General features: G+C 70.2%; 13 protein-coding genes. 7 read left to right on the forward strand and 6 right to left on the reverse strand.

What is annotated here, in order from left to right:
• Window positions 1–38: 38 nt before the first annotated feature.
• Together ABEG17_RS10845 and ABEG17_RS10850 are read right to left on the reverse strand one after the other, a co-directional pair.
• Window positions 39–1,580 (reverse strand): hypothetical protein, encoded by a 1,542-nt coding sequence (locus ABEG17_RS10845; RefSeq protein ID WP_406829488.1) that lies wholly within the window; start codon window positions 1,578–1,580, stop codon window positions 39–41.
• A gap of 60 nt (window positions 1,581–1,640) precedes the next feature.
• On the reverse strand, window positions 1,641–2,417 hold the full coding sequence (locus ABEG17_RS10850; protein ID WP_406829489.1) for an AAA family ATPase: 777 nt from the start codon (window positions 2,415–2,417) through the stop codon (window positions 1,641–1,643).
• Window positions 2,418–2,536: 119 nt separating this feature from the next.
• Between ABEG17_RS10850 and lysS the strand changes: the two genes are divergently transcribed.
• The 4 genes from lysS (at window position 2,537) to ABEG17_RS10870 (ending at window position 5,347) form a co-directional block, all read left to right on the forward strand.
• Complete coding sequence (gene lysS / locus ABEG17_RS10855) at window positions 2,537–3,994, forward strand: lysine--tRNA ligase (protein ID WP_406833179.1); 1,458 nt, start codon at window positions 2,537–2,539, stop codon at window positions 3,992–3,994.
• Entirely contained in the window at window positions 3,991–4,179 is a 189-nt protein-coding gene (locus ABEG17_RS10860; protein WP_406829490.1) for a lysyl-tRNA synthetase, read from the forward strand. Before lysS ends, ABEG17_RS10860 begins: the two co-directional genes overlap by 4 nt.
• A gap of 77 nt (window positions 4,180–4,256) precedes the next feature.
• A complete protein-coding gene (locus ABEG17_RS10865) occupies window positions 4,257–4,589 on the forward strand; it encodes an Lsr2 family protein (RefSeq protein WP_406829491.1) in 333 nt (110 codons plus the stop codon).
• Between the two features lie 149 nt (window positions 4,590–4,738).
• Window positions 4,739–5,347 carry a (2Fe-2S)-binding protein gene (locus ABEG17_RS10870; protein WP_406833180.1) on the forward strand — a complete coding sequence of 203 codons (609 nt, stop codon included), beginning with the start codon at window positions 4,739–4,741 and terminating at the stop codon, window positions 5,345–5,347.
• A 20-nt stretch (window positions 5,348–5,367) separates the two neighbouring features.
• Here ABEG17_RS10870 and ligD (ABEG17_RS10875) read toward each other — a convergent pair whose 3' ends face one another.
• Both ligD (ABEG17_RS10875) and ligD (ABEG17_RS10880) read right to left on the reverse strand, forming a co-directional pair.
• The gene (ligD, locus tag ABEG17_RS10875; RefSeq protein ID WP_406829492.1) at window positions 5,368–6,240 is read right to left on the reverse strand and encodes a non-homologous end-joining DNA ligase; all 873 of its coding nucleotides are present in this window, start codon (window positions 6,238–6,240) and stop codon (window positions 5,368–5,370) included.
• Window positions 6,233–7,186: a non-homologous end-joining DNA ligase gene (gene ligD, locus ABEG17_RS10880; RefSeq protein ID WP_406829493.1), complete on the reverse strand. Its 954-nt coding sequence runs from the start codon at window positions 7,184–7,186 to the stop codon at window positions 6,233–6,235. The genes ligD (ABEG17_RS10875) and ligD (ABEG17_RS10880) overlap by 8 nt, the downstream gene beginning before the upstream one ends.
• A 71-nt stretch (window positions 7,187–7,257) precedes the next feature.
• Here ligD (ABEG17_RS10880) and ABEG17_RS10885 point away from each other — a divergent pair, with 71 nt between their 5' ends.
• Both ABEG17_RS10885 and ABEG17_RS10890 read left to right on the forward strand, forming a co-directional pair.
• On the forward strand, window positions 7,258–8,139 hold the full coding sequence (locus tag ABEG17_RS10885; protein WP_406829494.1) for a Ku protein: 882 nt from the start codon (window positions 7,258–7,260) through the stop codon (window positions 8,137–8,139).
• 1 nt (window position 8,140) lies between these two features.
• A complete protein-coding gene (locus tag ABEG17_RS10890; protein ID WP_406829495.1) occupies window positions 8,141–8,524 on the forward strand; it encodes a DUF4440 domain-containing protein in 384 nt (127 codons plus the stop codon).
• Window positions 8,525–8,531: 7 nt separating this feature from the next.
• Here the strand turns inward: ABEG17_RS10890 and ABEG17_RS10895 are convergent, their stop codons facing one another.
• Together ABEG17_RS10895 and ABEG17_RS10900 are read right to left on the reverse strand one after the other, a co-directional pair.
• A complete protein-coding gene (locus tag ABEG17_RS10895; RefSeq protein WP_406829496.1) occupies window positions 8,532–9,287 on the reverse strand; it encodes an ABC transporter permease in 756 nt (251 codons plus the stop codon).
• Between the two features lies 1 nt (window position 9,288).
• The gene (locus tag ABEG17_RS10900) at window positions 9,289–10,317 is read right to left on the reverse strand and encodes an ATP-binding cassette domain-containing protein (RefSeq protein WP_406829497.1); all 1,029 of its coding nucleotides are present in this window, start codon (window positions 10,315–10,317) and stop codon (window positions 9,289–9,291) included.
• 180 nt (window positions 10,318–10,497) lie between these two features.
• Here ABEG17_RS10900 and ABEG17_RS10905 point away from each other — a divergent pair, with 180 nt between their 5' ends.
• Window positions 10,498–11,325 carry an Fpg/Nei family DNA glycosylase gene (locus ABEG17_RS10905; RefSeq protein ID WP_406829498.1) on the forward strand — a complete coding sequence of 276 codons (828 nt, stop codon included), beginning with the start codon at window positions 10,498–10,500 and terminating at the stop codon, window positions 11,323–11,325.
• Window positions 11,326–11,332: the final 7 nt, after the last annotated feature.

Raw genomic sequence — 11,332 nt, forward strand, 5'->3', positions numbered from 1 at the left:
GTCGTGGTTTCCCTGAACAACACCCGCTTCGTCGGGTCTCAGCCAGCCCGGCCCATCCTGCGGGACCCGACTGCGCAGCCGACCCCGATGACCATCAACGCCAGGGCGAGGAGGGCCTGGCTGGAGCCGTTGCTGCCGGTGTGGGCGAGCACGGCCCGCGTCGGAACGACCGAGGCGGCAGGCGCCAGGGACGCGGCAGGCCGCGTGGAGGCCGCAGCGGCGGGCCGGGCGGGGGCTGCTGCCACCGGCGTCGTCGAGGGCCGGGTCGCCGGGGTCGTGGGCACCGGGGTCGTGGGCGCCGGCGGCGGTGGGGTCGGGGCCGTAGCCGTGGTCGTCACGGTCAGCGACGTGGCCGCGGCCGCGCCGATCCCGACGGTGTTGGTCGCCCTGACGGTCACGTGCCAGACGCCGCTGGTGAGGGCGGGCAGCGCGACCCTGCGCGTCGCTGCCGACACGGACCGGGAGACGCGGTGGCTTCCCGAGGTGGCGAGCACCTCGTACCCCGTCACGGATGAGTAGCCAGCGTTCGTCGGGGCGCCCCACGTGACGGTGCCGGTGGTCCCCGACAGGGTCGCCGTGAGGTGGGTGGGAGCCGTGGACAGGTCGCCGACCGAGACCGGGACGGACACGCGCCACCCCATGCCCACGTCGTTGTTCGCGAAGACCACCGCTGTGTAGTCGCCGTCGGCGATGTCGTTGAAGACGGCGTGGAACGTCGTCGCGGGGTAGGTGTCGCCGTTGCCCCAGCGACGGGTGCCGTAGCCCGCTCCGTAGCTGGTGATGGGTGACGTGCCGGAGTCCGCCGGAGCAGACCAGGTGATGGTGACCTGCCCCTTCGCGGTCTGGTGTGCCGTGACGTCGCGCGGCGCCGAGGGGGTGCCGGCCGGCGGGGCTGGCTGGTTGATCCGGAGGTCGACTGCCGCCGTGGTGACGCTGCCCGCGCTGTTGGTGAAGACGGCGCGGTAGCCGGGCTCGACATCGTTCACGGAGCTCGGCGGGGTGGTGTAGCGGTCCGAGGTGGCGCCCGGCACATCGGTCCAGGGGTCCTCGTACCACCGACGGAACTGCCACTGCACCGTCGGTGCCGGTGTGCCGCTCGCGTGCGCGGTGAAGGTGGCCGAGCTTCCGAGGTCGACCCACGTCTCGACGGGCTGGGTGGTCACGACCGGTGCCGACGCGACCGCGTTGGCGGCGCGGGGCGTGGCCGCAGCCGTCGTTGCCTGCGGCGCCGGGGTGGGGGCGGTGGCAGTAGCGGGCGCAGGAGCGGCGGGTGCGACGCCGGGAACCGGGGCGGACACCGGGATCGAGGCGCTGGCTGCGGCACCGTCTGCGGCTGCGGGGTCGGCGGCGGCGATGCCTGCCCACACGGTCACCGACACGAGCGCGGCACAGGCGGCGGCCATTCGTCGTCGGACGTGGGGAGAGGTGTTCGGGTGGTCTGGCTTGGAGAACATGGAGTCCCTGCGGTCTGCTCCTCGCGCGCCGCTCGGGGCGCGGGCCCCGTGGTGGGCCGGGAGGGTCGTCTCGCGGGCGCGGCTCGGCCGACGGGCGAGGATGAAGGGAACGTAACCGGACAGCACGCCCGAATCGGGCTGATCGGCGGCACCGGCCCGGACCGTGACTGTGTGGCTGACGAGGGATCAGCCGAACAGGTGACGCAGGTAGCGTTCGGGTCCGTCGAGGTAGCGCCGGTAGTGGTCGACGACGTCGAGGTCCTCCCACGCCGTCTCGTGGATGCCGGTCTCGTCGAGCTGCAGGATCCTCGCGCCGGGAAGGCTCGCCACGATCGGCGAGTGGGTCGCCACCAGCACCTGCCGGCCCGGCTCCGCGACAGCCTCGGCCAGGGAAGCGACGAGGGACAGCTGCGCGGAGAACGACAGCCCCGCCTCGGGCTCGTCCATGACGAAGAACCCTTCCCCGTCGAAGCGTCGGGTCTGCAGCATCCCGATGAACGACTCCCCGTGGCTCAACCGGTGGAAGTCGGGCTCGCTGCGACGGCCGCTCGGATCGGCGCCCGAGCCGGAGGGGTGGTCCTCGAGGTAGCTGAACAACCCGTGCATGGTCTCGGCCCGCAGGAAGTAGCCCCACCTCGAGGCGCCAGCGCCGCGGACCAGGCGCAGGTCCTGGTGCAGTGCCGACTCGGTCTCGCGGGTGCTGTGCCGGGCGCCGGTCGAACCGCCCTCCTGCGACAGCCCGTACGCCATCGCGACGGCCTCGATGAGCGTCGACTTCCCCATCCCGTTCTCACCGACGAGGATCGTGGCCGCACCCAGGTCGAGCCCCTCGCGCATGACCTGACCCACCGCAGGGATGGTGAGCGGCCACTGGTCGTCCGGGAGGGCGGCATACGGGCTGCGCTCCACGCGCCGCACGGGCAGCGGCGCGGTCCAGGTGCCTCCGGCCTCGTTCCCCGCCATGCGGGGCACTGTATGCCGCTGGGTACCCTTTGCGGGTGAGTGAAACCCCCAGCGCCACCACCGCCACGCCCACGGCCGCCCCCGCGACCACCACGCCCGGGGCCGACCTGCCCGAGCAGATGCAGGTGCGGCGGGACAAGCGCGACCGGCTGCTGGCGCAGGGGAAGCAGGCGTTCCCGGTCACGGTGCCGCGGACGCACTCGCTCGGCGACGTCCGCCAGCAGTGGGGGCACCTCGAGACGGGGGAGGAGACCCAGGACGTCGTCGGGGTCGCCGGGCGCGTCATCTTCATCCGCAACACCGGCAAGCTGGCGTTCGCCACCCTCCAGGAGGGGATCGGCACCCGGCTTCAGGTCATGCTCAGCCTCGCCGAGGTAGGCGAGGAGGCGCTCGCCGACTGGAAGTCGACGGTCGACCTCGGTGACCACGTCTTCGTCGAGGGCCGCGTGATCAGCAGCAGGCGCGGCGAGCTCTCGGTCATGGCCACGCGCTGGGAGATGGCGTCCAAGGCGCTGCGCCCGCTGCCCGTCCTGCACCACGACCTGTCCGAGGAGTCGCGGGTGCGCCAGCGCTACGCCGACCTCATCGTGCGGCAGGAGGCCCGCGACATGGTGCGCACCAAGGCGCGCGCCCTCTCCGCGATCCGCCAGGTGCTCGACGGCCAGGACTACCTCGAGGTCGAGACGCCGATCATCCAGCTCGTCCACGGCGGCGCGGCGGCCCGGCCGTTCCGCACCCACATGAACGCGTTCGACCAGGACATGACCCTGCGGATCGCGTTGGAGCTCAACCTCAAGAAGGCTGTCGTCGGTGGCGTCGACCGGGTCTACGAGATGGGGCGCATCTTCCGCAACGAGGGGGTCGACGCCACGCACAGCCCCGAGTTCACGATGCTCGAGGCCTACCAGGCGTACGGCGACCAGACGACGATCGCGGCCCTCATGCGCGACATCTTCCTCGGCGTCGCCGACGCCCTGGGCTCCCGCAAGGTGCAGACCGCAGCCGGCACCGTTGACCTCGACGGCGAATGGCGCTGGCTCCCGGTCTACCAAGGGGTGTCCGAGGCGGTGGGCGAGACGGTCACCATCGACACGGACGTCGAGACCCTGCGCGGGTACGCCGCGAAGCACGGTGTCGAGGTCGACCCGGCCTGGGACAAGGACAAGGTGTTCCTCGAGCTGCTCGGCGAGCTCGTCGAGCCGGGCCTGCTCCAGCCGACGTTCCTGTGCGACTACCCCGCGATCGCCCAGCCGCTGGCCCGACCGCACCGCAGCGAGCCCGGCCTCATCGAGGCGTGGGACCTCATCATCGGTGGCGTCGAGCGCGGCACCGGGTTCTCCGAGCTCATCGACCCCGTCGTCCAGCGCGAGGTCCTCACGGCGCAGTCCATCAGGGCCGCGGGTGGTGACCCCGAGGCGATGCAGCTCGACGAGGACTTCCTGCGGGCGCTGGAGTACGGCGCCCCGCCGATGGGTGGCCTCGGTTTCGGGGTCGACCGCCTCGTCATGCTGTTCACCGATGCCAGCATCCGCGAGACCATTCTCTTTCCGCACCTCAAGCCGGAGGCCGGTCGATGAACATCTGGCCCTATGTCGCTGCGCTGATTCCTTCTGCCGGTGTCGGATTCCTCTTCTACCTCGTCATCAAGAACATGATCGAGGGCGATCGAAAGGAACGTCTCGCGCATTCCCAATGGGAGGCGGCGCACCCGGAGAATGGTGACCATTCCGCTCCGGTGACCAAGGACGACAATTCTTCCTGAGTGGTGCCTTTTGCTTTGCGCGTGAATAGCGAATACTTTCTGGGACGACCCGCATTGACTCCTGAGAGGAATTCGCCATGGCACAGCGCGTCAACATCGTTCTCGAGGACGACATCGACGGCTCACCCGCAGACGAGACCGTGACGTTCGCCCTCGACGGCGTGACGTACGAGATCGACCTCACCACGGCCAACGCCACCGCCCTGCGCGACGCCCTCGCCCCCTATGTGGGACACGGCCGCCGCGCTGCCGGACGCCGCACCACCGGCACCCGTTCGGCTGCCCGTCCCTCGGGCTCCAAGCGTGACCTCGCCGACGTCCGTGAATGGGCTCGCAAGAATGGTCACAAGGTCAGCGAGCGCGGCCGTATCTCTGCCGAGGTGCAGGCTGCCTACGACAAGGCGCACTGAATCGCGGTCGGCTGACCGCGGTGCAGAACTGAATCGATGCGTTCTGCACACAGTCGCCGCGGCGGGTGGCATTTCGGGGTCCGCCCGAAATGCCACATGCCGGGCCTGTGACCTGCGGCGATGTCATGGATGAATCCCTGACCGCCTTGGTGCGTATCGTTCAACCGCACCTGCTGTGGCACCTCGTCGGAGGCGACGACAATTCCCCGGACCTTCCCCTGGTCTGGAACGAGCTGGTCACCGAGACCGGTGACGACCCGGCCGCGCGGTGGCGCGATGCGTTCACCGCCGCGACCGAGCGGTACCACCGCTCGCCCCCACCTCCGGCGATGCCCGCGGCCTTCGTCCTGCAGTGGTGCCTGGAGATCCCTGCCACCCTCGGCGTGGCTGCTGCTCTCTTCGGCCCCTGGGCCCTCGACCCGCGCACCATCGGCCTGAGCTTCGCGGTCGAGGCCTCAGCCGCCTACCCCACCACCGTGCAGGTGCGGTCCGCCGGCCAGCTGGTCGCCGACCCGGCCGGGCGCCTCGTGACGGCCGAGCGGGCCTACCTCGATGCAGGCCGCCGGCTCGCCGACGCCTACCGTCCGGGGGTCCACCTCGGCCGGCACCAGCGCCTGGCGATGGTGGACGACGTCTGGGCCATGGCGGTGGCCAGGCTGCGCCACCGTCCGCCTGTGCAGCGGGCGTCGTGCTGCTACCTGTATGCCGTGCCCGGCACCCACGAGTGCGCCGGCTGCCCCCGACTGCGCCGCCGGTAGGTCGGGCCGGTAGGTCGGCGTCACTGCTGGAGCAGGTCGGCCACGAGGTCGCCGTCGGCCTCGAGCCGGTCGAGCACCTCGTCGAACATCAGCTGTTCGAGCTTCTTCCCTGCAGCCCCCGCCTCCACCTCGTCCCAGGTCCGGGGCGCCGCGACGGTGGGAGTCTCCTTGCCCCGCAACGAGTAGGGGCAGATCGTCGTCTTGGCGGCGACGTTCTGGCTCCAGTCGAGGAAGATCTTCCCCGGCCGCAACGACTTGGTCATCTTCCAGACGACGAGGTCCGGGTGCTTCTTCGTCAGCTCCTGGGCGAGCTGCTGGGCGAGGTCGCGGGTCTGGTCCGAAGAGAGGTCTCCCGGCAGCGCGGCATACAGCTGCATCCCCTTGCTGCCGCTGGTGACCGGGAACAGGTCGAGGCCGAGGTCGGTGAGCCGGTCGCGGACCATCACTGCGACCTTCGCGCACTCCCGCAGCCCTGCGCCGGTGCCGGGGTCGAGGTCGATGACGAGGCGGTCCGGGTGCTGACGCGCGCCGTCGTCGTCGACCCTCCACTGCGGCACGTGCAGCTCGATCGAGTTGAGGTTGACCAGGTAGGTCAGCTGGGCGAGGTCGTCGACGACGGGGTAGGTCACGTCGTCGATGCGCACCCGGGGAAGCCAGGACGGCGCCCCAGAGGGGACGTTCTTCTCGAAGAAGCTCTGGTCACCGGTGCCGTGCGGCCACCGCACCCGCGTCAGTGGGCGGGACTCGAGGTGGGGGAGCATCACCTCGGCGACCTGGGCGTAGTAGTTGAGCACCTCACCCTTGGTCGTCTCGGTCGAGGGGTAGAGCAGCTTGTCGAGGCTCGTGAGCCTGAGCTTGCGCCCATCGACGACCACCGAGGTCGTCTCACTCATCGTCGGGCTCCTCGCGTGCCTCGGTGAGCATCTCCTCGGGGGTGAGGTCGGTGCGCACCCCGAGGTAGGCGGGGTGGCGCAGCCGGCCGTCCTTGGTCACCTCGAGGGTGCGGGCCTCCACCACGACCCGGGGCTCGACCCAGAAAGCCCCCTCGGAGTCGATCCGCGGGACCTCGGTCGCGAACGGTGACGTGTCCCGGGTCAGGGGCAGGAGGAGCTCGGCGAGCTGGCGCTGCGCCTTGCCGGCGATCCCCGAACCCATCCGCCCCGCATACCGCCAGCCCTGCGGCGAGGGCACGCCGAGCAGCACGGCCCCGAGCCGGTCGGTGGTGCCGACCTCCGGCCGCCAGCCACCGACGACGGCGGACACGGTGAGCTTGTGGGGCGACTTCAGCCAGTCGGTGGACCGCCGGCCCGGCAGGTACGGCGCGGACAGACGCTTGCTGACGACTCCCTCGAGCCCTTGCTCCAGGGTCGCGGAGAACAGCTCCTCGCCGTCGTCGTAGACCGGCGGCACCTGCCAGTGCCGGCCCGCGAGGTCGAGCCGCTCGAGCAGGTCGCGACGGGCGGACAAGGGCTGGGAGGTGAGGTCCGCGCCATACAGCCGGAGCAGGTCGAACACCATGAGCGTCACCGGTCGCACCGCCGCCAGCCGTTCGGCCCTGCGGCGGTCGCGGACGTGCATGCGTTCGGCGAGGGCGCCGAAGGACGGCCGCCCGCCGTCCAGCGCCACCACCTCGCCGTCGAGGAGCATGTCGTCGTACGCCTCGGCGAGGGGCGCGAGCTCGGGGTAGCTGGCGGTGACGTCGTTGCCGGCGCGCGAGGTCAGGGTCAGCTCGCCGTCGCGGATGTCGGCGAGCACCCGCATGCCGTCCCACTTGACCTCGTGGATCCAGCCCTCGCCGTGGGGGATCGAGGTGGCCGGGCTGGCCAGCATGGGACGCATGGGGCCATCCTGACGCATAGGGTTTGTCGTGGAAGGCAACTGGGGACGTACCGGGACAAGGAGTGTGTGCGATGCGTGCGATCTGGAAGGGCGCGGTCTCCTTCGGCCTGGTCAACGTGCCGATCCGTCTCTACTCGGCGACCGAGAACCACGACGTGCAGTTCCGCCAGGTGCACCGCGAGGACGGCGGCCGGATCAAGTACCAGCGGATCTGCAGCATCGACGGCGAGATCGTGTCCTACGACGACATCGCCAAGGGGTACGAGACCGAGGACGGCGACATGGTCGTCCTGACCGACGAGGACTTCAAGGACCTGCCGTCCAAGAGCTCCAAGGAGATCGCGGTCGAGAAGTTCGTCCCCGCCGACCAGATCGACCCCATGCTGCTCGACAAGTGCTACTACCTCGAGCCGGACAAGGCGTCGACCAAGCCCTACGTCCTGCTCCGGGACGCGCTGGAGAAGGAGAACCGCATGGCGGTGGTCTCCGTCTCCATCCGCACGCGGATGACCATGGCCGTGCTGCGCGTCCGTGACGGTGTCATCGTCATGCAGACCATGTTGTGGCCCGACGAGATCCGCAAGCCCGACTTCGCCCACCTCGACGACGAGGGCAACGCCACCAAGCAGGAGCTGGCCATGGCCGACCTCCTCATCGAGCAGCTCGCCGGTGACTACGAGCCCGACGAGTACGAGGACGACTACGCCACCGCGCTGCAGTCCCTGGTCAAGGCCAAGGTCGAGGGCGGCGAGGTGCAGGTCACCGAGGAGTCCAAGGACGAGTCCGGGGAGGTCGTGGACCTGCTCGCAGCCCTCAAGAGGTCGGTCGACAAGGCCAAGGCGGCTCGTGGCGAGTCCACCGCCGCCGACGAGCCGGCAGCCAAGAAGACCGCCGCGAAGAAGACGGCCACGAAGAAGACCGCGGCGAAGAAGACCGCCAAGAAGGCCAGCTGACGTGCCGACCTCCACCACCGGCCTGCCCACCCAGGACGACTGCGACATCGTCAAGGACTGCGAGCTGGCGTTGCTGCACGGCGCCGTCCGCGGTGACCGCACCTCGGCGATGTTGCTGCTGCACAAGGACTTCCACGAGTTCGGGGCGTCTGGCGTCGTCTGGGACCGGGAGTCGGTCCTCGACATGATGGAGGCCGAGGCAGCCGACGGCCCCGTGGACATCAAGGCGGTGGACCTCGTGACCACGGGGCTCGGACCCGGCGTCGTCCTCGTCACCTACGACTCGGTCACCCCGACCCGGCGCGCCCACCGCAGCTCGGTGTGGGTGCGCGCCGACGGTCGGTGGCAGGTGCGGCACCACCAGGGCACCGTCGTCGCCGACTGACGCTGGACTAGGCGTTCTCCTTGCGGAAGGTCGCCGTGCCCCACCACACCGCGAGGACGAACAGGCCCACGGCCCACACCGATCCCCACACCATGTAGTCACCCTTGAAGTCGCCGGCGAAGGACGTGCGCACCGCGTCGACGACCCAGCGGAACGGCATCCAGTCCGAGACGTTCTGCAGCCACTGCTTGCCGAGCGTCATCGGCAGCAGGATGCCGCTGAGCAGCAGCACCGGCATCATCACCATGTTGATGACCGGCGCCATGACGTCCTCGGACTTGGTCGTCAGGGCCAGGGCGTTGGAGGCAGCGGCGCACGCGGCACCGACGAGGAGCGTGAGGAGCACGCCGAAGACGACGCCCCTGGCCGGGGCGACCATACCGAGGGCGTAGCCGAGACCGACGAGGATGAGGGCCTGGACGAACAGCTGCACGACGTCGCGCGTCAGGCGCCCGACAAGCAGGGCCGACCGGCTGGCGGGAGTGACCCGTTCGGCCTCGATCACGCCCTCCCGCCACTCGCCGATCAGGCTGAAGCCGGCGAAGAAGGCCCCGAAGATGCCGAGCTGGACGAGCATGCCGGGCACGAAGAACGTGTAGGCGTTGTCGACGCCCAGCTGGGCGACGATCGGCTCGAGCAGTGGCCCGAACAGGAACAGGTAGAGCACCGGCTGGAGCATGCCGATGATGACCCACGCCGGGTTGCGCAGGTTCATCCGCAGCTGGCGGCGGAAGACGATGAACGACTCACGCAGGAAACGCATGTCAGCTCCCCTTCTCGGAGGTCGAGCCGGAGGACCCGGCAGGGTTGGTGTCGGCGGCGTCACGCAGCGAGCGCCCGGTCAGAGTGAGGAACACGTCGTCCAGCGTCGGGCGGTGCACCTCGATGGAGTCGAGCGAGATGTCGGCGTCGTGCAGGTCGCGCAGCAGACCGGGGACGGCCTTGCCGGCGCGCTGGACGCGACCACGGACGTGGTTGCCCTCGATCTCGACGCCCTGCAGCCCGTGCCGCGGGGCCTCGGCGATCGAGTCCAGGCGCTGGGCGGCGGCGTCCACGAGGTCGGGGTCGGAGACCTCGAGGTCCACGAGGTCACCGGCCACCTGCGCCTTGAGGTTGTCGGACGTGTCGGCCGCGACGATCTTCCCGTGGTCGATGATGATGATGCGGTCGCTGAGCGCGTCGGCCTCGTCGAGGTAGTGCGTCGTGAGGAACACCGTCGCGCCGCGGCGACGACGCAGGTCGGCGATGTGCTCCCAGAGGTTGGCCCGCGCCTGCGGGTCCAGGCCGGTCGTGGGCTCGTCGAGGAACACCAGGGTCGGCTCGTGGATCAGGCCCATGACGATGTCGAGGCGGCGACGCTGGCCACCGGACATGTTCTTGGGCATCCGGGTCCAGAGGCCGTCGAGGTCGAGCTGGGTGAACAGCTCCTTGCCGCGTGCCTCGGCCACCGAGCCCTTCATGCCGTAGAGCATCCCGTGGTCGACCACCTCGTCACCGGCGCGTGCACTGCTGAAGGCGCCCCCTGCCTGGGACACGTACCCGATGCGCCGGCGGACCTGCTCGGACTCCTTGACGACGTCGTACCCGGCGACGGTCGCCGCCCCCTCGGTGGGACGCAGCAGCGTGGTCAGCATCCGCAGCGTCGTGGTCTTGCCGGCGCCGTTGGGGCCGAGGAACCCCACCACCTCACCCTCGGCGACGTCGAGGTCGACGCCGTCCACGGCGCGCACCTCGGTCTTCTTCCTGCCCTCGCGTGTCTGGAAGGTCTGCACGAGCCCTCGTGCATGGATCATCTGCAACTCCCTTGCTCTGTGGTCGACTCCGCTCTGTGGTCGCCCCTGGCCTGGCTGGTGCCGGTCCCGTCATTGAACCCGCCTCGTCAAACGGCTTTCCGGCACAGCAGGTAGACCGCCATGGCCGCGGGAACTCATCGGTGTCGCGCTCGAGGCGTCCTGATGTCGCATGATGGCCCCATGCCCGAAGGCCACACCCTGTACCGGCTCGCCCGCGACCTCGACGCCGCATACCGCGGGACCCAGCCCGAGGCGACGAGCCCGCAGGGGAAGTTCGAGGCCGGCGCCGCGTTGCTGTCCGGGCGGACCTTCGTGCACGCGACCTCGTGGGGCAAGCACCTGTTCGCCGAGTTCGACGGCGATGCGTGGCTGCACGTGCACCTCGGCCTCATCGGCACCTTCACCATCGACGAGCACGCCTACGTCGGCGAGGTGCCGGTGATCGGTCAGGTTCGGCTGCGGCTCGCGAACGACGCGCACGTCGCGGACCTGCGCGGTCCGAACCTGTGCGCCGTGATCACCCCCGAGCAGGTGGAGGCGGTGACGGCCAGGCTCGGACCTGACCCGCTGCGTCCCGAGCCGGACCCGGACCTCGCGTGGCGCAAGATCTCGCGCAGCGCACGCACGGTCGGCGAGCTCCTCATGGACCAGTCGGTGCTGGCCGGGGTCGGCAACGTCTACCGCAGCGAGGTGCTGTTCCGTCAGCGCATCGACCCGTTCCGTCCCGGCAAGGAGCTGCGCCGGGCGAGCTGGGACGCGATCTGGCTCGACCTCGTCGACCTGCTCCCGCTGGGGGTCGCGACAGGCAAGATCGTCACCGTGGCGGAGCAGGTGGACGAGGTTCGCGCCGAGCTGGCCGCCGGACAGGTCGACCTCCTGCAGACGCGGACCTCCTACGTCTACAAGCGCCAGGGTGAGCCGTGCCGCGTCTGCGGCTCACGCATCAGGACGCGGGAGGTGGCAGGTCGCAACCTGTTCTGGTGCGGTCGCTGCCAGCGGCGTCGCTGATTCGCGG

It is taken from the genome of Pedococcus sp. KACC 23699, assembly GCF_045348425.1.
GTDB lineage: Bacteria > Actinomycetota > Actinomycetes > Actinomycetales > Dermatophilaceae > Pedococcus.

Bases quoted from the DNA above. Each gene is read 5' to 3' on its own strand.
- ABEG17_RS10850 (WP_406829489.1), bottom strand. From the start codon at position 2,417: ATGGCGGGGAACGAGGCCGGAGGCACCTGGACCGCGCCGCTGCCCGTG.
- ABEG17_RS10865 (WP_406829491.1), top strand. From the start codon at position 4,257: ATGGCACAGCGCGTCAACATCGTTCTCGAGGACGACATCGACGGCTCA.
- ABEG17_RS10905 (WP_406829498.1), top strand. From the start codon at position 10,498: ATGCCCGAAGGCCACACCCTGTACCGGCTCGCCCGCGACCTCGACGCC.
- ABEG17_RS10885 (WP_406829494.1), top strand. From the start codon at position 7,258: ATGCGTGCGATCTGGAAGGGCGCGGTCTCCTTCGGCCTGGTCAACGTG.
- ABEG17_RS10895 (WP_406829496.1), bottom strand. From the start codon at position 9,287: ATGCGTTTCCTGCGTGAGTCGTTCATCGTCTTCCGCCGCCAGCTGCGG.
- ligD (WP_406829492.1), bottom strand. From the start codon at position 6,240: ATGAGTGAGACGACCTCGGTGGTCGTCGATGGGCGCAAGCTCAGGCTC.
- ligD (WP_406829493.1), bottom strand. From the start codon at position 7,186: ATGCGTCCCATGCTGGCCAGCCCGGCCACCTCGATCCCCCACGGCGAG.
- lysS (WP_406833179.1), top strand. From the start codon at position 2,537: ATGCAGGTGCGGCGGGACAAGCGCGACCGGCTGCTGGCGCAGGGGAAG.
- ABEG17_RS10860 (WP_406829490.1), top strand. From the start codon at position 3,991: ATGAACATCTGGCCCTATGTCGCTGCGCTGATTCCTTCTGCCGGTGTC.
- ABEG17_RS10900 (WP_406829497.1), bottom strand. From the start codon at position 10,317: ATGATCCATGCACGAGGGCTCGTGCAGACCTTCCAGACACGCGAGGGC.